Source organism: Enterobacter cloacae complex sp. XAL002 (assembly GCF_049236805.1).
Lineage (GTDB): Bacteria > Pseudomonadota > Gammaproteobacteria > Enterobacterales > Enterobacteriaceae > Enterobacter > Enterobacter intestinihominis.
In genome coordinates, this window is record NZ_JBMKJN010000003.1 from 235,965 (window position 1) to 254,620 (window position 18,656).

An 18,656-nucleotide genomic window follows, 5' to 3' on the forward strand; every position below is an offset into this window, starting at 1 on the left:
TACTGCGCCTTCAACGAGCTCGACGAAGCCCGCTTCGTGGTGAACCGCATTAAAACCTGGCAGGAGAACGGCGGTGCGCTGGAGCAGTGTGCCATTCTCTATCGCAGCAACGCCCAGTCGCGCGTGCTGGAAGAGGCGCTGTTACAGGTGAGCATGCCGTACCGCATTTATGGCGGTATGCGCTTCTTCGAACGTCAGGAGATCAAAGATGCGCTCTCGTATTTGCGTCTGATTGCCAACCGTAACGACGATGCGGCGTTTGAGCGCGTGGTGAACACGCCGACGCGCGGCATCGGCGATCGTACGCTGGACGTGGTGCGTCAGGCCTCGCGCGATCGTCAGCTCACGCTATGGCAGGCATGCCGCGAGTTGTTGCAGGAAAAAGCCCTCGCCGGGCGCGCCGCCAGCGCATTGCAGCGCTTCCTGGAGTTAATCGACGCGCTGGCGCAGGAAACGGCCGACATGCCGCTGCACGTCCAGACTGACCGGGTAATCAAAGATTCCGGCCTGCGCACCATGTACGAGCAGGAAAAAGGCGAGAAGGGCCAGACTCGTATTGAGAACTTAGAGGAGCTGGTGACGGCAACGCGCCAGTTCAGCTACAACGAAGAAGACGAAGACCTGATGCCGTTGCAGGCATTCCTCTCTCACGCCGCGCTGGAGGCGGGTGAAGGGCAGGCCGATACCTGGCAGGATGCGGTTCAGCTGATGACCCTGCACTCCGCGAAAGGTCTGGAGTTCCCGCAGGTGTTCATCGTCGGGATGGAAGAGGGGATGTTCCCGAGCCAGATGTCGCTGGATGAAGGCGGGCGTCTGGAAGAGGAGCGTCGTCTGGCCTACGTGGGCGTGACCCGTGCGATGCAGAAACTGACCCTGACCTACGCGGAAACCCGCCGCCTGTACGGGAAAGAAGTGTATCACCGTCCGTCGCGCTTTATCGGCGAACTGCCGGAAGAGTGTGTGGAAGAGGTGCGCCTGCGCGCCAGCATCAGCCGTCCGGTCAGTCATCAGCGTATGGGCTCGCCAATCTCGGAAACCGATACCGGTTACAAGCTGGGCCAGCGCGTGCGCCACTCGAAGTTTGGCGAAGGCACCATCGTCAATCTGGAAGGCAGCGGCGAGCACAGCCGTTTGCAGGTCGCGTTCCAGGGGCAGGGGATCAAATGGCTGGTGGCAGCCTATGCCAAGCTGGAAAGTGTGTAACTTTCAGAAAAATATCACTATTTTGTAATAATCTGCTAGCCTTATACGTTGAAGGTCAATTAATGCCCTTCAGCGTTCCGTTGCGTGTTGACGCCACAGTTATTGCTGGCGTAACATGCGCGCACGATTACGCTAAGAGGACATTCGCCTTGGACACACCCAGTAGATACTGGCTCAATTCCCTGTCATCCAGGAACAACTCCTAAGGCTATCTCCTCTTGCTGATGGCCTTAGTGGTTGTCAGCGACTGCATCATTCCCGTCGCGCTGAGTCAGGCTGTTTAATGGTCTGAAACCCAATTTGTTTCTGTGTGCCCACCGAACTGTCCGATATTTTTTGCATTGGGAGTCCCGGTCATGTTGAGCGCATTTCAACTCGAAAATAACCGACTGACTCGGCTTGAAGCCGAAGAGTCACAGCCCCTCATTGATGCCGTATGGGTGGATCTGGTCGAGCCGGACGACGATGAGCGCCTTCGCGTACAATCTGAACTGGGGCAAAGCCTGGCGACACGCCCGGAACTGGAAGACATCGAAGCATCCGCCCGTTTTTTTGAAGACGAAGACGGCCTGCACATTCACTCCTTCTTCTTCTTCGAAGATGCCGAAGACCACGCGGGGAACTCCACCGTGGCGTTTACCATCCGCGATGGCCGCCTGTTCACCCTGCGCGAGCGCGAACTGCCTGCGTTTCGTCTCTACCGCATGCGCGCCCGCAGCCAGGCGATGATGGACGGTAACGCCTATGAGCTGCTGCTGGATCTGTTCGAAACCAAAATCGAACAGCTGGCGGATGAAATCGAAAACATCTACAGCGACCTGGAAAAGCTGAGCCGCGTGATCATGGAAGGCCATCAGGGTGATGAGTACGACGAAGCGTTGTCCACGCTGGCAGAGCTGGAAGATATCGGCTGGAAGGTGCGTTTGTGTCTGATGGATACCCAGCGCGCGCTGAATTTCCTGGTTCGCAAGGCGCGTCTGCCGGGCGGTCAGCTGGAGCAGGCGCGTGAGATCTTACGCGATATCGAATCCCTGCTGCCGCACAACGAATCCCTGTTCCAGAAGGTCAACTTCCTGATGCAGGCGGCAATGGGCTTTATCAACATCGAGCAGAACCGCATCATCAAGATCTTCTCGGTGGTTTCCGTGGTGTTCCTGCCGCCGACGCTGGTGGCATCCAGCTACGGGATGAACTTTGAGTTTATGCCGGAGCTGAAGTGGAGCTTTGGCTACCCGGGGGCGATTATCTTTATGATCCTCGCCGGGCTGGCGCCGTACCTGTACTTCAAGCGGAAGAACTGGTTGTAAAAATCAGGCGGGTGGCGCTGCGCTTACCCGCCCTACAAAGCACCTAAATTCCTCTGCGAGTCCTGCGCTGGGTATAAATTGCATCCGCAACGAAAATCGCCAGCGCCACCCAGATAAAGGCAAACGTCACCATCTTATCCGCACCCGGCACCTCGCCGTAAAACACCACCGCCAGCAGGAACATCAGCGTCGGGCCGATGTACTGGAAGAAGCCAAGCGTCGAGAGACGCAGACGCGTTGCCGCGCCGGTGAAGCACAGCAGGGGAATCGTCGTGACCACGCCCGCCGCCATCAGCATCAGGTTCAGCGACCATGGGTTGCTGCCCATGTGGCTGGTGGCGCTGTCGGCAATACCGAACAGGTAGATCGCGGCGACAGGCAGCAGCCACAGGGTTTCAAACAGCATTCCCGTCTGCGCTTCCACGGCGATTTTTTTACGCACCAGGCCGTAGAAGGCAAAGCTGAACGCCAGCCCCAGGGCGATAACCGGCAGTGAGCCGAAGGTCCACAGCTGTACCAGCACGCCGCAGAAGGCCAGAATCACTGCCACCCACTGCATCCGGCGGAAACGTTCGCCGAGGAAAATCATCCCCAGCACGATGTTCACCAGCGGGTTAATGAAGTAGCCCAGGCTGGCTTCGAGCATGTGATGGTTATTCACCGCCCAGATAAACAGCAGCCAGTTTCCGCCAATCAGCACCGCAGAGAGGGCAAGCAGGAAGACCTTCTTCGGGGTTTTTAGCAGCGTTTTGACGCCTGACCACTGACGGCTGATGCTCATCAGCGCGATCATAAAGAAAAACGACCAGATGACGCGGTGAGTGAGGATCTCGTCCGCCGGGACATAGGCGATAAGCTTGAAGTACGCCGGCGCGATACCCCAAATAAAATAAGCGGCAAGGGCGAGTAAAACGCCCTGCCGCGTCTGTTTAGCATCCATCGGGAAAATCCGTTACAAAAAAGTGAAGTAATTTTACCCGAATTTGCCGCCTCAACCCACCATATAAGTGGCGGTTGCGCTGGCGATATAAACCTGCTCCTCGTTATGCAGCTCAACGCGGGCGACGGCAACTTTATTCCCGGCGCGCAGCAGGCTGCTGGTGCAGGTGAAGCGGTTTCCGCGTCCCGGACGCAGATAGTCGACACGTAAATCGATGGTTCCCATGCGCGAGAGGCGCTGGCGTAACTCATCTTCGTTGATGGTGTCGTGGCGCGTCAGCGTGCTACCCACGCACACCAGACCGGCCGCCACGTCCAGCGCAGAGGCAATCACCCCGCCGTGCAAAATGCTTTGCGCCCAGTTACCGACCATCATTGGCTGATTATTGAAACTCAGCTGAGCGAAGTCTTTTTCGTATCGCTCCAGCTCAAGACCCAGTGCACGGTTGAATGGCATGTGGTACACAAAAATCTCGCCCACGAGCTTTAAGGTTTCTTCGGCGGTGAGTGTGGCTGACATCTGACGTGGCATCCTTGTTGTTAACAAAATGTTGATTTTATGCTTCAGGATAAAGGAATGCCACTTTAAGAAACGAGGAAGCGGAAGTTATCGCAGAAGTCTGTAGAATGCCCGGACAAAACTATTCATTAAATGTCACAATTTCAGGAGAACACCACCGATGCGGACGTATCTGGGTTGGTTACTGGCGGCGGTTGCGCTGCCCCTCACAGCATATGCGCAGGAAGCGACGATCAAAGAAGTGCATGATAAACCTGCCGTTCAGGGCAGCATCATCGCCAATATGCTTCAGGAGCATGACAATCCGTTCACGCTCTACCCCTATGACACAAACTACGTGATCTATACCCAGACCAGCGATCTCAACAAAGAGGCGATAAGCTCCTATAACTGGTCTGACAATGCGCGTAAAGATGAGGTGAAGTTCCAGCTCAGCCTGGCCTTCCCGTTATGGCGCGGCATCCTGGGGCCGAACTCGGTGCTTGGTGCATCTTACACGCAGAAGTCATGGTGGCAGCTCTCCAACAGCGGGGAATCTTCACCGTTCCGCGAAACCAACTATGAACCGCAGCTGTTCCTCGGTTTCGCCACTGATTATGAGTTTGCAGGCTGGACGCTGCGCGACGTGGAGGTGGGCTATAACCACGATTCCAACGGTCGTTCCGACCCAACCTCACGCAGCTGGAATCGCGTCTATACGCGTCTGATGGCGCAGAACGGCAATTTCATGGTGGAAGTGAAGCCGTGGTACGTGGTGGGCAGCACCGATGACAACCCGGATATCACCAAATACATGGGCTATTATCAGCTTAAAGTGGGCTATCAGCTGGGTGACGCGGTGCTGAGCGCCAAAGGGCAGTACAACTGGAATACCGGCTACGGCGGCGCAGAGCTGGGCCTGAGCTATCCGGTGACGAAGCACGTTCGTCTCTATACCCAGGTGTATAGCGGTTATGGCGAATCGCTGATTGACTATAACTTCAACCAGACCCGCGTTGGTGTGGGCGTCATGCTGAACGATATTTTCTAAGCTGCTCGAATGTTTTTGCGTTAAACGTTGAAGTTTCTCTCTCAGGCGCTGAAAATAGCGCCTGTTTCATTTCTGGCATATGGGGTTAACGTGGCGCAGGCGGAAGTATTGAATCAGGAATCGCTGGCTAAACAGGTTTTGCATGAAACCTTTGGCTACCAGCAGTTCCGTCCTGGCCAGGAAACCATCATTGAAACCGTGCTGGAAGGCCGCGATTGCCTGGTGGTCATGCCGACCGGCGGCGGAAAATCGCTCTGCTATCAGGTGCCCGCGCTGGTACTTAATGGCCTGACGGTTGTGGTCTCCCCCCTTATTTCCCTGATGAAAGACCAGGTCGACCAGCTGCTTGCCAACGGCGTGGCGGCGGCCTGTCTTAACTCGACGCAAACCCGCGAGCAGCAGCAAGAGGTGATGGCCGGGTGCCGCACCGGGCAGATCCGCCTGCTGTATATCGCGCCAGAGCGCCTGATGCTGGACAACTTCCTCGACCACCTGGCGCACTGGAACCCGGTGCTGCTGGCGGTGGATGAAGCGCACTGTATCTCCCAGTGGGGGCACGATTTCCGCCCGGAATATGCCGCCCTCGGCCAGCTGCGTCAGCGCTTCCCTGAGCTGCCGTTTATGGCGCTTACCGCCACGGCGGATGACACCACGCGTCAGGACATCGTTCGCCTGCTGGGGCTGAAAGACCCCTATATTCAGGTCAGCAGCTTCGACCGGCCGAACATCCGCTATATGCTGATGGAAAAATTCAAGCCGCTGGATCAGCTCCTGCGCTACGTGCAGGAGCAGCGCGGCAAGTCCGGCATCATCTACTGCAACAGCCGCGCGAAGGTGGAAGACACCGCTGCGCGTCTGCAAAATCGCGGCTTTAGCGCGGCGGCATACCATGCCGGGTTAGAAAACCACATCCGCGCCGACGTACAGGAAAAATTCCAGCGCGACGACCTGCAAATCGTGGTCGCAACGGTGGCGTTCGGGATGGGGATCAACAAGCCCAACGTGCGCTTTGTGGTGCACTTTGATATCCCGCGCAATATCGAATCCTATTATCAGGAAACCGGCCGCGCCGGGCGTGATGGCCTGCCTGCGGAAGCGATGCTGTTTTACGATCCGGCGGATATGGCGTGGCTGCGCCGCTGTCTCGAGGAGAAACCGCAGGGGCAGTTGCAGGATATCGAACGCCACAAGCTTAACGCGATGGGTGCCTTCGCCGAAGCGCAAACCTGCCGCCGTCTGGTGCTGCTCAACTACTTTGGTGAAGGGCGACAGGCGCCGTGCGGCAACTGCGATATCTGCCTCGACCCGCCGAAGCAGTACGACGGTCTGATGGACGCGCGCAAAGCGCTCTCGACTATCGGACGCGTGAACCAGCGCTTTGGGATGGGCTACGTCGTCGAAGTGCTGCGTGGGGCTAACAACCAGCGTATCCGCGACATGGGGCACGACAAGCTGCCGGTTTACGGCATCGGGAAAGACCAGAGCCACGAGCACTGGGTAAGCATCATCCGCCAGCTGATCCATCTCGGCTTTGCCACGCAAAATATTGCCCAGCACTCTGCGCTTCAGCTTACCGAAGCGGCGCGACCGGTCCTGCGCGGTGAGGTTGAACTGAAGCTCGCCGTTCCGCGCGTCGTCGCCCTGAAGCCGCGCGTGATGCAGAAATCCTACGGCGGCAACTACGATCGCAAGCTGTTCGCCAAGCTGCGCAAGCTGCGTAAAGCCATTGCCGATGAAGAGAACATCCCGCCATACGTGGTGTTCAATGACGCGACGCTGATCGAGATGGCCGAGCAAATGCCACTCAGCGCCAGCGAGATGCTCAGCGTCAACGGCGTCGGCACGCGCAAACTGGAGCGCTTTGGTAAAGAGTTTATGGCGCTTATCCGTTCCCACGCTGATGGTGATGATGAGGAGTAGTCAGCCGGGCGAAAAAGTGCCAGGATGATGACTCACTACATTATTTCCCCGCGAGCTAATTATGTTAATGCTATTTCTCACCGTGGCGTTAGTGCACATCGTTGCGCTGATGAGCCCTGGCCCTGACTTCTTCTTCGTGTCACAAACGGCCGTCAGCCGCTCCCGCAAAGAGGCGATGATGGGTGTGCTCGGTATCACCATGGGCGTTATGGTCTGGGCGGCGGTTGCGCTGCTTGGTCTGAACCTGATCCTGGCGAAAATGGCGTGGCTGCATAACATCATCATGGTTGGCGGCGGTCTGTACCTGTGCTGGATGGGCTACCAGATGCTGCGCGGGGCGCTGAAGAAAGAAGAGAAAAAGCCGGAAGAGCCAAAGGTTGAGCTGGCAACGGGCGGCCGTAGCTTTGTGAAAGGGCTGCTGACTAACCTGGCGAACCCGAAAGCGATTATTTACTTCGGCTCTGTGTTCTCGCTGTTTGTGGGGGATAACGTCGGTGCGGGCGCGCGCTGGGGGATCTTCCTGCTAATCGTTGTTGAGACGTTCGCCTGGTTTACCGTTGTGGCAAGCCTGTTTGCTTTACCGGCGATGCGTCGCGGCTACCAGCGCATCGCGAAGTGGATCGACGGCATTGCCGGCGCACTGTTCGCCGGATTCGGCATTCATCTCATCATTTCTCGCTAAGCATGACGCGCTGACGCAAGCAGCGCGCCAACCAGCATAAACAGCGAACCAAAGACTTTGTTCAGGGCCTTCATCTGCTTAGGCCCTTTGATCCACGCCGCAATTCGCTGCGCCAGCGTCGCGTAACCAATCATCACAATGATATCGACAATAATGGTGGTCGCGCCCAGCACCACGTACTGCATCACCTGGGGCTGATGCGGCACGATAAACTGCGGGAACAGGGCGGCGAGGAACACAATGCTTTTCGGGTTGGTCAGGTTAACGAATACCGCGCGCTTAAACAGGTGGCCGCGTGTTTGCGTCCGGGAGAGCGTATGCAGATCAATCGAGCCTGCGGCGCGCCACTGCTGAATGCCCAGCCAGATAAGATACGCTGCGCCAGCCCATTTCAGCACTTCGAAGGCCAGCACCGAACGGGAGAACAGCGTGCCCAGACCAATCCCCACCAGCACAATGTGAATGCCAAGCCCTGTCTGTAAACCGGCAATTGACGCCGCCGCGCCGCGATAGCCGTGATTAATGGAGGTGGTCATGGTGTTGATTGCGCCCGAGCCAGGTGAAAGGCTGAGGATGATGGATGTCAGCAGGTAAGCGAACCACCACTCGAAGGTCATTTGAAACTCCCGGATCGTCTGTTTTTATGCCACAATACGCTATTGTTGAGTCATTTTGTGACCGGTGACGAAAAAAACGATATTCCCTGAATTACGGGGGGTGGAAACCCAATGTTTCAGCAGAAAAAGGACTGGGAAACACGAGAAAACGCATTTGCTGCTTTCTCCATGGGGCCGCTGACCGATTTCTGGCGCCAGCGTGAGGAAGATGAGTTTATGGGCGTCGGGGATATCCCGGTACGCTTCGTTCGTTTCCATGATGAAAAAAATGACCGGGTGATTGTGGTTTGCCCCGGGCGCATCGAAAGCTATATCAAATATGCCGAGCTGGCGTATGACCTGTTCCATCTGGGCTTTGATGTGTTAATTATCGACCATCGCGGGCAGGGGCTATCCGGCCGGATGCTGCCGGATACCCATCGCGGCCACGTGGATAACTTCAGCGATTACGTCGACGATCTGGCCGCGTTCTGGCAGCAGGAAGTGCAGCCCGGACCGTGGCGCAAGCGTTATATTCTTGCCCACTCCATGGGGGGCGCGATCTCGACGTTGTTTTTGCAGCGCCATAAGCACCAGTGCGACGCCATTGCGCTGACCGCGCCGATGTACGGCATTGTGATTCGTTTTCCTGACTGGATGGTGCGCCATCTTCTCGACTGGGCTGAGGGCCATCAGCGCATTCGTGAAGGCTATGCCATCGGAACAGGACGCTGGCGGGCGTTGCCGTTTGCCATCAACGTGTTAACCCACAGTCGGCAGCGTTATCGCCGCAACCTGCGTTTTTATGCCGATGAACCGCGTCTGCGGGTCGGCGGCCCCACCTGGCACTGGGTGCGGGAAGGTATTCATGCCGGTGAGCAGGTACTGGCGGGCGTAGGCGATGATGACACGCCGACGCTCCTGATCCAGGCGGAAGAAGAGCGTGTGGTGGATAACCGCATGCATGACCGCTATTGTGAACTTCGCGCCGCGGCGGGCCATCCCTGTGAAGGGGGTAAACCGCTGGTCATCAACGGTGCGTACCATGAGATCCTTTTTGAAAAGGACGCTATGCGCTCAGTCGCGCTCAACGCCATTGTTGAATTTTTCAACAGGCATAACTGATTATTGTTTTCCACCAGAGGTTGAAATCCCTATGTACCAGGTTGTTGCATCTGATTTAGATGGCACGCTGCTTTCCCCCGACCACACCCTGTCGCCTTATGCGAAAGAGACCTTAAAACTCCTGACTGCCCGTGGCGTGAACTTTGTGTTCGCCACCGGCCGCCACCACGTGGACGTGGGGCAGATCCGCGATAACCTGGAGATCAAGTCGTACATGATCACCTCCAACGGTGCGCGCGTACACGACACGGACGGCAACCTGATTTTTACCCACAATCTCGATCGCGACATCGCCACTGATTTGTTCGGCATTGTGCATAACAACCCGGATATCGTCACTAACGTTTACCGCGACGACGAGTGGTTTATGAACCGTCATCGCCCGGACGAAATGCGTTTCTTCAAGGAAGCCGTCTTCAACTACTCCCTGTATGAACCGGGTTTGCTGGATCCGGAAGGGATCAGCAAGGTGTTCTTTACCTGCGAAAGTCACGAAGCGCTGCTTCCGCTGGAGCAGGCGATCAACGCCCGCTGGGGAGACCGCGTGAACGTGAGCTTCTCCACGCTGACTTGTCTGGAAGTGATGGCGGGCGGGGTGTCCAAAGGTCACGCGCTGGAAGCGGTCGCGAAGCGTCTGGGCTTTGATCTGAAAGACTGCATCGCGTTCGGCGATGGCATGAACGATGCCGAGATGCTCTCCATGGCGGGCAAAGGCTGCATCATGCAGAACGCGCACCAGCGCCTGAAAGATCTGCACCCGGAGCTGGAAGTGATTGGCACCAACGCAGACAACGCGGTACCTAAGTATTTGCGCAAACTGTTCCTTGAATAATCTTCATTTGATTGTTTATTGTTCAGATGTCAACTAAAGAGTTCGCTACAATGCCTCTCCTTCTTTCTGAGAGACAAGCATTGTGGCGCTACTCATTATCACCACTATCCTGTGGGCCTTCTCCTTTAGCCTGATTGGCGAATACCTTGCCGGATCGGTCGACAGCTACTTTTCGGTGCTGATGCGTGTGGGGCTGGCGGCGCTGGTGTTCCTGCCGTTCCTGCGTACCCGCGGGCAATCGCTGAAAACCATTCTGCTGTATATGCTGGTGGGCGCAATGCAGCTCGGCATCATGTACCTGTTCAGCTTCCGGGCTTACGTCTACCTCTCCGTCTCGGAATTTCTGCTCTTTACCGTGCTCACGCCGCTCTATATCACGCTGATTTACGACCTGCTCAGCAGGCGCCGCCTGCGCTGGGGATATCTGCTGAGCGCGGCGCTGGCAGTCATTGGCGCGGCGATAATTCGCTATGACAAGGTGAGCGATCACTTCTGGACCGGGCTGATGTTCGTCCAGCTCGCCAATATCAGCTTCGCCATCGGGATGGTGGGCTACAAACGCCTGATGGAGACCCGCCCGATGCCGCAGCATAACGCGTTTGCGTGGTTCTATATGGGCGCGGCGATTGTCGCGATTGCGGCATGGTTTATGCTCGGCAACCCGCAAAAGCTGCCGACCACCACCGTGCAGTGGAGCGTTCTGGTCTGGCTGGGCGTGGTGGCCTCGGGGCTGGGCTACTTTATGTGGAACTACGGCGCGACGCAGGTAGACGCCGGAACGCTGGGGATCATGAACAACGTGCACGTGCCGGCGGGGCTACTGGTGAACCTCGCCATCTGGCAGGAACAGCCGCACTGGCCGAGTTTCCTTATTGGGGGAACGGTGATCCTGGCTTCGCTGTGGGTACATCGCCGCTGGGTCGCTCCGCGCTCCGCACAAACGGAAGATGGTCGCACGCGTGGTTCCGCGCTGAGCGAATAAACGCTTCCGTAATCGGCTGACGCTGCTCGCCGTCGCGCACGGCGGCGTACAGCCGGCTCCACAGTCCTTCACCCAGGGTTTTGGTAACCACCAGACCCTGGCGTTCAACCGTCTCGACCACCCAGTGCGGCAGCGCCGCAATTCCCATTCTGGCCGCCACCATCTGAATTAACAGCAGCGTGTTATCCACGCTTTTCAGCTGTGGGCTGATGCCTGCGGGTTGCAGGAAATGGCGCCAGATATCCAGACGACTGCGCTGTACCGGGTAAATCAGCAGCGTCTCCGTTGCCAGATCTTCCGGCGTGATACGCGTTTTGGCGGCCAGCGGATGGTCCGGGGCCAGCACCAGACGCACCTCAAAATCAAACATTGGCGAATAGTGCAGACCGCTGCGCGGCAGAATATCTGAGGTCATCACCAGATCCAGCTCACCCTGCTGAAGCGACGGCTGCGGATCAAACGTGACGCCGGACTTGAAGTCCATCTCCACCTGCGGCCACTTCTGGCGGAAGTTCTCAAGCGCGGGGGTCAGCCACTGAATACAGCTGTGACACTCAATGGCGATGCGCAGGGTGGTCTGCTGCGGCTCGTTGCAGGACTGCAACGCGCTGGCAATCTGCGGCAGCACCTGGTTCGCCAGCTGAAGCAAAATTTCGCCCTGCGGCGTAAAGCGCAAAGGCTGGCTCTTACGCACAAAAAGACGAAAGCCGAGGCGTTGTTCCAGATCGCTGAACTGGTGAGAAAGGGCAGACTGAGTCTGGTGCAGCGTGGCCGCTGCCGCCGCAAGAGAACCGCAGTTCCGCAACGCTTGTAGCGTTTTCAGGTGTTTTATCTCGATCATGAAAGTCCTTCACTTCGCCATGAACATTTTGCGCTTGAGGAATATACAGTACCTGCCAATTATAGATGTGTAAACATCTGGACGTCTAAATAACGAATTTCACAAGGGGCATACCATGACAATCCGCACTCACACTCTCGGTTTCCCTCGCGTTGGCCTGCGTCGCGAGCTAAAAAAAGCGCAAGAAAGCTACTGGGCAGGTAACGCCACCCGTGAAGAACTGCTGGCGGTGGGACGTGAGCTGCGCGCGCGTCACTGGGATCAGCAAAAACAGGCGGGCATTGACCTGCTGCCGGTGGGCGATTTCGCCTGGTACGACCATGTTCTGACCACCAGCCTGCTGCTTGGCAACGTGCCGGCTCGTCATCAGAACAACGATGGATCGGTGGATATCGATACCCTGTTCCGCATCGGCCGTGGCCGCGCGCCAACGGGTGAGCCAGCGGCGGCGGCGGAAATGACCAAGTGGTTCAACACCAACTATCACTATATGGTGCCGGAGTTCGTTAAAGGCCAGCAGTTCAAACTGACCTGGACCCAGCTTCTGGATGAAGTGGACGAAGCGCTGGCGCTGGGTCACCAGGTGAAACCCGTGCTGCTGGGGCCGATAACCTACCTGTGGCTGGGCAAAGTGAAAGGCGAACAGTTCGACCGCCTCAGCCTGCTGAACGACATTCTGCCGGTTTATAAGCAGGTGCTGATTGAGCTGGGCAAACGCGGCATTCAGTGGGTGCAAATCGATGAACCGGCGCTGGTGCTTGAGCTGCCGCAGGCGTGGCTGGACGCCTTCAAACCGGCGTATAACGCGCTCACCGGGCAGGTGAAGCTGCTGCTGACCACCTACTTCGAAGGCGTAACGCCGAACCTGAAAACCATTACCGCGCTGCCGGTTCAGGGTCTGCACGTTGACCTCGTTCACGGCAAAGACGATGTAGCAGAGTTGCACAAGCGTCTGCCAGTGGACTGGCTGCTCTCTGCCGGTCTGGTGAATGGTCGTAACGTCTGGCGTGCCGATCTCACCGAGAAATATGCACAAATTAAAGACATAGTCGGTAAACGTGAATTGTGGGTGGCCTCTTCCTGTTCCCTGCTGCATAGCCCGATTGACCTGAGCGTGGAGACCCGACTCGACCCTGAGGTGAAAAGCTGGTTTGCCTTCGCCCTGCAAAAGTGTGAGGAGCTGGCTCTGCTGCGCGACGCGTTGAACAGCGGCGACACGGCAGCGATTAGCGACTGGAGCGCTCCGATCCAGGCGCGCCGTCACTCGACGCGCGTGCATAACCCGGCAGTGGAAAAACGTCTGGCGGCCATCACCGCCCGGGACAGCCAGCGCCAGAGCCCGTATGAAGTGCGCGCCGAAGCCCAGCGTGCGCGCTTTAACCTGCCCGCGTGGCCGACCACGACAATCGGCTCCTTCCCGCAGACTACCGAGATCCGCAGCCTGCGCCTGGACTTCAAAAAGGGCAATCTGGATGCGAATCACTACCGCACCGGTATTGCGGAACACATCAAACAGGCGATTATCGAGCAGGAACGTTTAGGTCTGGACGTGCTGGTGCACGGTGAAGCCGAGCGTAACGACATGGTGGAATACTTCGGTGAGCACCTGGACGGGTTTGTCTTTACCCAGAACGGTTGGGTGCAGAGCTACGGCTCCCGCTGCGTGAAGCCGCCGGTAGTAATCGGCGACGTCAGCCGCCCGGAAGCGATTACCGTGGAGTGGGCGAAGTATGCCCAGTCTCTGACCGACAAACCGGTAAAAGGCATGCTGACGGGTCCGGTGACCATTCTCTGCTGGTCGTTCCCGCGTGAAGACGTAACCCGGGAAACCATCGCCAAACAGATCGCCCTGGCGCTGCGCGATGAAGTTGCGGATCTGGAAGCGGCCGGGATTGGCATCATTCAGATCGACGAACCTGCGCTGCGTGAAGGTTTGCCGCTGCGTCGCAGCGACTGGGATGCTTACTTACAGTGGGGCGTGGAGGCGTTCCGCCTCAACGCGGCTGTCGCGAAGGACGATACGCAGATCCACACCCACATGTGTTACTGCGAATTTAACGACATCATGGACTCCATTGCCGCGCTCGACGCCGATGTGATCACCATCGAGACCTCGCGTTCAGACATGGAACTGCTGGAGTCGTTCGAAGAGTTCGACTACCCGAACGAAATCGGGCCGGGCGTGTACGACATTCACTCCCCGAATGTGCCAAGCGTGGAGTGGATTGAATCGCTGCTGCAAAAAGCGGCCCAGCGCATCCCGGCGGAACGTCTGTGGGTAAACCCGGACTGCGGCCTGAAAACCCGTGGCTGGCCTGAAACCCGCGCGGCGCTGGCGAACATGGTGCAGGCGGCGCAGAATTTGCGTCAGGCTTGATGAAATGTAGGCCCGGTCAGGCGTAGCCGCCACCGGGCTTTTTGCTTTTACGCTTTTTTCCCGCCGTACTGGCTAAACCATGTCAGCATCCGCTGCCAGCCATCTTTCGCCGATTCCGCATGATAGCTCGGACGATAATCGGCATTAAAGGCGTGCCCGGCTTCCGGATACACCACAATTTCCGCCTTCGCGTTTGCTGCGCGCAACGCATGGCGCATGGTCTCGACCGTATCAAGCGGGATCCCGGTATCCTGACCGCCATAGAGCCCCAACACAGGCGCATTTAAATCCGTGGCAATATCAACAGGTTGCTTCGGTGAATTCAGCGTTTTTTCACCCACCAGCTTGCCGTACCAGGCCACGGCCGCTTTTAGCTGCGGGTTATGCGCGGCGTACAACCAGCTAATGCGTCCGCCCCAACAGAAGCCAGTCACCATCAGACGATGCGCATCGCCACCGTTGCGCGCTGCCCAGCTGGCAACGTGGTCGAGATCGGCCAGCACCTGCGCGTCCGGCACTTTGCTGACCAGGTTGCTGAACAGCGTCGGGATGTCACTGTAATCATTCGGATCGCCCTGACGGAAATAGAGTTCCGGCGCAACGGCCAGGTAACCTTCCAGCGCCAGACGGCGGCAGAGGTCGCGAATATGTTCATGAACGCCAAATATTTCCTGCACCACGATCACGATGGGCAGCGGGCCATCGGCGGATTTTGGCCGCGCGTGGTACGCTGGCATGTTCTCTCCCTGGGAGGGAATGGAGGTCTCGCCTGCGGTAATGGTCTCTTCAGGGGTTGAGACGATGGTTGAAGCATGCGGGGCCGCAGCAGGTGCAAAACCGGTTTTTTCAGTCATGGCATTCTCCGTACCAATGAATGGATTAGCGCAAAGATAAATATAGACACCAGGTTAACAACCCACAGTGCCTTATAGCGTCTATCTTTTGTGCAGCACCCGGCGATATAACTTGTTAATGTGATGTGAATCACCATTTTATGGAAATTAACTGCAATCATTTTCATTCATGGTGAGGTGTGTCACGAAATAATGCACATTGCTTCTGTAAAGTACCGTTTTACTTCTTCTGACAAACCGACCCACAGAGGAGTCACCTATGTCTAAGTCTGATGTTTTTCATCTCGGCCTCACTAAAAACGATTTACAAGGGGCTACGCTTGCTATCGTCCCTGGCGATCCTGAGCGTGTGGAAAAGATCGCCGCGCTGATGGATAAGCCGGTTAAGCTGGCAGCGCATCGCGAATTCACCACCTGGCGCGCAGAGCTGGACGGTAAAGCGGTGATCGTGTGCTCTACCGGTATCGGTGGCCCGTCTACCTCTATCGCCGTTGAAGAGCTGGCACAGCTGGGCATTCGTACTTTCCTGCGCATTGGCACCACAGGCGCCATTCAGCCGCACATCAACGTGGGCGACGTGCTGGTTACCACCGCATCCGTGCGTCTGGACGGGGCAAGCCTGCACTTTGCACCGATGGAATTCCCGGCAGTGGCTGATTTCGAATGCACCACCGCGCTGGTTGAAGCCGCGAAGTCCGTGGGCGCCACCACCCATGTGGGCGTCACGGCATCTTCCGATACCTTCTACCCGGGCCAGGAGCGTTACGACACCTTCTCTGGTCGCGTGGTGAGCCGTTTCAAAGGCTCAATGGAAGAGTGGCAGTCGATGGGCGTCATGAACTACGAAATGGAATCTGCGACGCTGCTGACCATGTGCGCAAGCCAGGGTCTGCGTGCCGGTATGGTGGCGGGCGTTATCGTCAACCGTACCCAGCAGGAGATCCCGAACGCTGAAACCATGAAGCAGACTGAAAGCCATGCGGTGAAAATCGTGGTTGAAGCGGCGCGCCGTCTGATCTAATTCTCTCTTCAGTGCTAAAAGGCCGACATGCTCGGCCTTTCTTTTTTGCGTAACGCCTCGCAGGAAAACCCTTTCAAACTGGACGTTCATACAGCACAATTCTATTTTGTGCGGGTTACACGTGGATGCAGGGGGCATTGTGGATATCTCAATCCTGGTTTATGCGGTAGTTGCGCTGGTGAGCGTGGGGATTGGCTGGCTCATTTGCGGCTACCAACATGCTCAGCAGAAAGCCGATCAGCTGGCAGAGCGCGAAGAGATCGTCGCCGAACTCAGCGCGACGAAACAACAGCTTGCGCTGTGTGACCATTGGCGCGATGAGTGTGAACTGCTCAATAACGAACTGCGCAATCTGCGCGACATTAACACCTCGCTGGAGGCCGATCTCCGGGAAGTGACCACCCGCCTTGAATCCACCCAACTGCACGCCGAAGACAAAATCCGTCAGATGATCAACAGCGAGCAGCGTCTTAGCGAGCAGTTTGAGAACCTCGCGAACCGCATTTTTGAGCACAGCAATCGCCGCGTGGATGAGCAGAACCGCCAGAGCCTGAACAGCCTTCTGACGCCGCTGCGTGAACAGCTGGACGGCTTTCGCCGTCAGGTGCAGGACAGCTTTGGTCAGGAGGCCCGCGAACGCCACACGCTGGCGCATGAAATTCGTAATCTCCAGCAGCTGAATGCGCAGATGGCTCAGGAGGCGGTTAACCTGACGCGCGCACTGAAAGGTGATAACAAAGCGCAGGGAAACTGGGGCGAAGTGGTCATGACGCGCGTGCTGGAGGCCTCTGGCCTGCGTGAAGGATACGAATACGAAACGCAGGTCAGCATTGAAAACGATGCGCGCTCGCGGATGCAGCCGGATGTCATTGTTCGTCTGCCGCAGGGCAAAGATGTGGTTATCGACGCCAAAATGACGCTGGTGGCCTATGAGCGCTACTTCAACGCGGAAGATGACTATACCCGCGAGACAGCGTTGCAGGAGCATATCGCCTCCGTGCGTAACCATATCCGTCTGCTGGGCAGAAAAGATTATCAACAGTTGCCGGGGCTGCGATCGCTGGATTATGTGCTGATGTTCATTCCGGTTGAGCCAGCCTTCCTGCTGGCGCTCGACAGACAGCCCGAACTGATCACCGAAGCGCTGAAAAATAACATTATGCTGGTCAGCCCCACCACGCTGCTGGTGGCGTTACGTACCATTGCCAACCTGTGGCGTTATGAGCACCAAAGCCGAAACGCGCAGCAGATTGCCGATCGCGCCAGCAAGCTGTACGACAAAATGCGGCTGTTTGTGGACGATATGTCCTCGGTGGGGCAAAGCCTGGATCGCGCGCAGGATAACTACCGCCAGGCGATGAAAAAACTCTCCTCCGGGCGCGGCAATTTGCTGGCGCAGGCGGAGGCGTTTCGCAGCCTGGGGGTGGAAGTTAAACGCGAGATTAATCCGGAACTGGTGGAGCAGGCTACGGCTCAGGACGAAGAGTTTCGTCTGCGTGAAGGCGATGGTGAGCAAAATAGCCGCAATGAAGACAATGGGTTAGCGGCGAGTTTATCCCCCGAAGCGCAGTCGGCGCGTTTCTTTCGCGGTGGTTGAAACGTAGGGCAAATGCGCCCAATCTGTTACACTTCACGAACATTTGACTGATTAGCAGGCTCTGAGATGGTTGACGATTCACAAGACACAACGCACTTTGGCTTTCAGACTGTCGCCAAAGCGCAGAAAGCTGACATGGTGGCCCACGTATTTCATTCCGTGGCGGCGAAGTACGATGTGATGAATGATTTGATGTCGTTTGGCATTCATCGCTTGTGGAAGCGCTTCACTATTGATTGCAGCGGCGTGCGCCGTGGACAAAAGGTGCTGGATTTAGCCGGCGGCACAGGGGATCTGACCGCTAAATTCTCCCGTCTGGTTGGCGAAACCGGTCGCGTGGTGCTGGCAGATATCAACGACTCCATGCTGAAAATGGGACGCGAAAAGCTGCGTAACATCGGCGTGGTAGGCAACGTTGAATATGTTCAGGCCAACGCCGAAGCGCTGCCGTTCCCGGACAATACGTTCGACTGCATCACCATCTCCTTCGGCCTGCGTAACGTGACCGATAAAGATAAAGCGCTGCGCTCTATGTACCGCGTGCTGAAGCCGGGCGGCCGACTGCTGGTTCTCGAGTTTTCTAAACCAATTATCGACCCGCTGAGCAAAGCTTACGATGCCTATTCCTTCCACGTTCTGCCGCGCATCGGCGAGCTGGTGGCAAACGATGCAGAAAGTTACCGTTATCTGGCCGAATCCATCCGAATGCACCCGGATCAGGACACGCTGAAAGCGATGATGCAGGATGCGGAGTTTGAAAACGTGGAATACTTCAATATGACGGCGGGTGTCGTCGCGCTGCATCGTGGTTACAAGTTCTGAGTGGAGGT

The 18,656-nt window shown here is 57.0% G+C and carries 18 protein-coding genes; 13 read left to right on the forward strand and 5 right to left on the reverse strand.

Annotated elements, in window-relative coordinates; all coding sequences use genetic code 11:
* From ACOT0L_RS04320 to corA, 3 genes are all read left to right on the forward strand, one after another.
* The coding region (locus tag ACOT0L_RS04320) for a 3'-5' exonuclease (RefSeq protein ID WP_421637250.1) at positions 1–1,203 on the forward strand (1,203 nt) is incomplete at its 5' end.
* A gap of 149 nt (positions 1,204–1,352) precedes the next feature.
* A complete protein-coding gene (ysgD, locus tag ACOT0L_RS04325; RefSeq protein ID WP_212743980.1) occupies positions 1,353–1,409 on the forward strand; it encodes a YsgD/CorL family protein in 57 nt (18 codons plus the stop codon).
* 150 nt (positions 1,410–1,559) lie between these two features.
* Positions 1,560–2,510 carry a magnesium/cobalt transporter CorA gene (corA, locus tag ACOT0L_RS04330; RefSeq protein ID WP_003860807.1) on the forward strand — a complete coding sequence of 317 codons (951 nt, stop codon included), beginning with the start codon at positions 1,560–1,562 and terminating at the stop codon, positions 2,508–2,510.
* Positions 2,511–2,553: 43 nt separating this feature from the next.
* On the opposite strand, the gene rarD is transcribed toward corA, so the two are convergent.
* Both rarD and yigI read right to left on the reverse strand, forming a co-directional pair.
* Positions 2,554–3,450, reverse strand: coding sequence for an EamA family transporter RarD (gene rarD, locus ACOT0L_RS04335; RefSeq protein ID WP_032622061.1), 897 nt, complete (start codon positions 3,448–3,450; stop codon positions 2,554–2,556).
* A 51-nt stretch (positions 3,451–3,501) separates the two neighbouring features.
* Positions 3,502–3,969, reverse strand: a complete 468-nt coding sequence (gene yigI / locus ACOT0L_RS04340) for an acyl-CoA thioesterase YigI (RefSeq protein ID WP_006812366.1) — start codon at positions 3,967–3,969, stop codon at positions 3,502–3,504.
* A 160-nt stretch (positions 3,970–4,129) separates the two neighbouring features.
* On the opposite strand from yigI, the gene pldA reads away from it, so the two are divergent.
* The 3 genes from pldA to rhtC all read left to right on the forward strand — a co-directional run bounded on the left by pldA (position 4,130) and on the right by rhtC (position 7,601).
* Entirely contained in the window at positions 4,130–4,999 is an 870-nt protein-coding gene (gene pldA, locus ACOT0L_RS04345; protein WP_022646666.1) for a phospholipase A, read from the forward strand.
* A 90-nt stretch (positions 5,000–5,089) separates the two neighbouring features.
* Positions 5,090–6,919 carry an ATP-dependent DNA helicase RecQ gene (gene recQ, locus ACOT0L_RS04350; protein ID WP_032626543.1) on the forward strand — a complete coding sequence of 610 codons (1,830 nt, stop codon included), beginning with the start codon at positions 5,090–5,092 and terminating at the stop codon, positions 6,917–6,919.
* A gap of 61 nt (positions 6,920–6,980) precedes the next feature.
* Complete coding sequence (gene rhtC / locus ACOT0L_RS04355) at positions 6,981–7,601, forward strand: threonine export protein RhtC (protein WP_126502793.1); 621 nt, start codon at positions 6,981–6,983, stop codon at positions 7,599–7,601.
* Here the strand turns inward: rhtC and rhtB are convergent.
* A complete protein-coding gene (gene rhtB, locus ACOT0L_RS04360; RefSeq protein ID WP_006812363.1) occupies positions 7,598–8,218 on the reverse strand; it encodes a homoserine/homoserine lactone efflux protein in 621 nt (206 codons plus the stop codon). The genes rhtC and rhtB overlap by 4 nt on opposite strands.
* Before the next feature lie 111 nt (positions 8,219–8,329).
* Here rhtB and pldB point away from each other — a divergent pair, with 111 nt between their 5' ends.
* The 3 genes from pldB to ACOT0L_RS04375 all read left to right on the forward strand — a co-directional run bounded on the left by pldB (position 8,330) and on the right by ACOT0L_RS04375 (position 11,136).
* On the forward strand, positions 8,330–9,322 hold the full coding sequence (gene pldB / locus ACOT0L_RS04365) for a lysophospholipase L2 (RefSeq protein ID WP_022646668.1): 993 nt from the start codon (positions 8,330–8,332) through the stop codon (positions 9,320–9,322).
* Between the two features lie 31 nt (positions 9,323–9,353).
* A complete protein-coding gene (yigL, locus tag ACOT0L_RS04370; RefSeq protein ID WP_023299050.1) occupies positions 9,354–10,154 on the forward strand; it encodes a sugar/pyridoxal phosphate phosphatase YigL in 801 nt (266 codons plus the stop codon).
* Positions 10,155–10,236: 82 nt separating this feature from the next.
* Positions 10,237–11,136 (forward strand): carboxylate/amino acid/amine transporter, encoded by a 900-nt coding sequence (locus tag ACOT0L_RS04375; protein WP_045309031.1) that lies wholly within the window; start codon positions 10,237–10,239, stop codon positions 11,134–11,136.
* Here the strand turns inward: ACOT0L_RS04375 and metR are convergent.
* Positions 11,024–11,977 carry an HTH-type transcriptional regulator MetR gene (gene metR / locus ACOT0L_RS04380; RefSeq protein ID WP_015570000.1) on the reverse strand — a complete coding sequence of 318 codons (954 nt, stop codon included), beginning with the start codon at positions 11,975–11,977 and terminating at the stop codon, positions 11,024–11,026. The genes ACOT0L_RS04375 and metR overlap by 113 nt on opposite strands.
* A gap of 115 nt (positions 11,978–12,092) precedes the next feature.
* Here metR and metE point away from each other — a divergent pair, with 115 nt between their 5' ends.
* Complete coding sequence (metE, locus tag ACOT0L_RS04385) at positions 12,093–14,354, forward strand: 5-methyltetrahydropteroyltriglutamate--homocysteine S-methyltransferase (protein WP_023299051.1); 2,262 nt, start codon at positions 12,093–12,095, stop codon at positions 14,352–14,354.
* 47 nt (positions 14,355–14,401) lie between these two features.
* On the opposite strand, the gene ACOT0L_RS04390 is transcribed toward metE, so the two are convergent.
* Positions 14,402–15,208 (reverse strand): dienelactone hydrolase family protein, encoded by an 807-nt coding sequence (locus ACOT0L_RS04390; RefSeq protein WP_126502794.1) that lies wholly within the window; start codon positions 15,206–15,208, stop codon positions 14,402–14,404.
* 259 nt (positions 15,209–15,467) lie between these two features.
* Here ACOT0L_RS04390 and udp point away from each other — a divergent pair, with 259 nt between their 5' ends.
* From udp to ubiE, 3 genes are all read left to right on the forward strand, one after another.
* Positions 15,468–16,229: a uridine phosphorylase gene (udp, locus tag ACOT0L_RS04395; protein ID WP_003860792.1), complete on the forward strand. Its 762-nt coding sequence runs from the start codon at positions 15,468–15,470 to the stop codon at positions 16,227–16,229.
* A 139-nt stretch (positions 16,230–16,368) separates the two neighbouring features.
* Positions 16,369–17,826, forward strand: a complete 1,458-nt coding sequence (gene rmuC / locus ACOT0L_RS04400; RefSeq protein ID WP_046621691.1) for a DNA recombination protein RmuC — start codon at positions 16,369–16,371, stop codon at positions 17,824–17,826.
* Between the two features lie 66 nt (positions 17,827–17,892).
* Entirely contained in the window at positions 17,893–18,648 is a 756-nt protein-coding gene (gene ubiE, locus ACOT0L_RS04405) for a bifunctional demethylmenaquinone methyltransferase/2-methoxy-6-polyprenyl-1,4-benzoquinol methylase UbiE (RefSeq protein ID WP_022646673.1), read from the forward strand.
* Positions 18,649–18,656 lie beyond the last annotated feature (8 nt).

What these genes read in the sequence shown, in the direction of transcription:
- corA (WP_003860807.1), top strand. Translation starts at nt 1,560, where the DNA reads ATGTTGAGCGCATTTCAACTCGAAAATAACCGACTGACTCGGCTTGAA.
- rarD (WP_032622061.1), bottom strand. Translation starts at nt 3,450, where the DNA reads ATGGATGCTAAACAGACGCGGCAGGGCGTTTTACTCGCCCTTGCCGCT.
- yigI (WP_006812366.1), bottom strand. Translation starts at nt 3,969, where the DNA reads ATGTCAGCCACACTCACCGCCGAAGAAACCTTAAAGCTCGTGGGCGAG.
- pldA (WP_022646666.1), top strand. Translation starts at nt 4,130, where the DNA reads ATGCGGACGTATCTGGGTTGGTTACTGGCGGCGGTTGCGCTGCCCCTC.
- rhtC (WP_126502793.1), top strand. Translation starts at nt 6,981, where the DNA reads ATGTTAATGCTATTTCTCACCGTGGCGTTAGTGCACATCGTTGCGCTG.
- rhtB (WP_006812363.1), bottom strand. Translation starts at nt 8,218, where the DNA reads ATGACCTTCGAGTGGTGGTTCGCTTACCTGCTGACATCCATCATCCTC.
- pldB (WP_022646668.1), top strand. Translation starts at nt 8,330, where the DNA reads ATGTTTCAGCAGAAAAAGGACTGGGAAACACGAGAAAACGCATTTGCT.
- yigL (WP_023299050.1), top strand. Translation starts at nt 9,354, where the DNA reads ATGTACCAGGTTGTTGCATCTGATTTAGATGGCACGCTGCTTTCCCCC.
- metR (WP_015570000.1), bottom strand. Translation starts at nt 11,977, where the DNA reads ATGATCGAGATAAAACACCTGAAAACGCTACAAGCGTTGCGGAACTGC.
- metE (WP_023299051.1), top strand. Translation starts at nt 12,093, where the DNA reads ATGACAATCCGCACTCACACTCTCGGTTTCCCTCGCGTTGGCCTGCGT.
- ACOT0L_RS04390 (WP_126502794.1), bottom strand. Translation starts at nt 15,208, where the DNA reads ATGACTGAAAAAACCGGTTTTGCACCTGCTGCGGCCCCGCATGCTTCA.
- udp (WP_003860792.1), top strand. Translation starts at nt 15,468, where the DNA reads ATGTCTAAGTCTGATGTTTTTCATCTCGGCCTCACTAAAAACGATTTA.
- ubiE (WP_022646673.1), top strand. Translation starts at nt 17,893, where the DNA reads ATGGTTGACGATTCACAAGACACAACGCACTTTGGCTTTCAGACTGTC.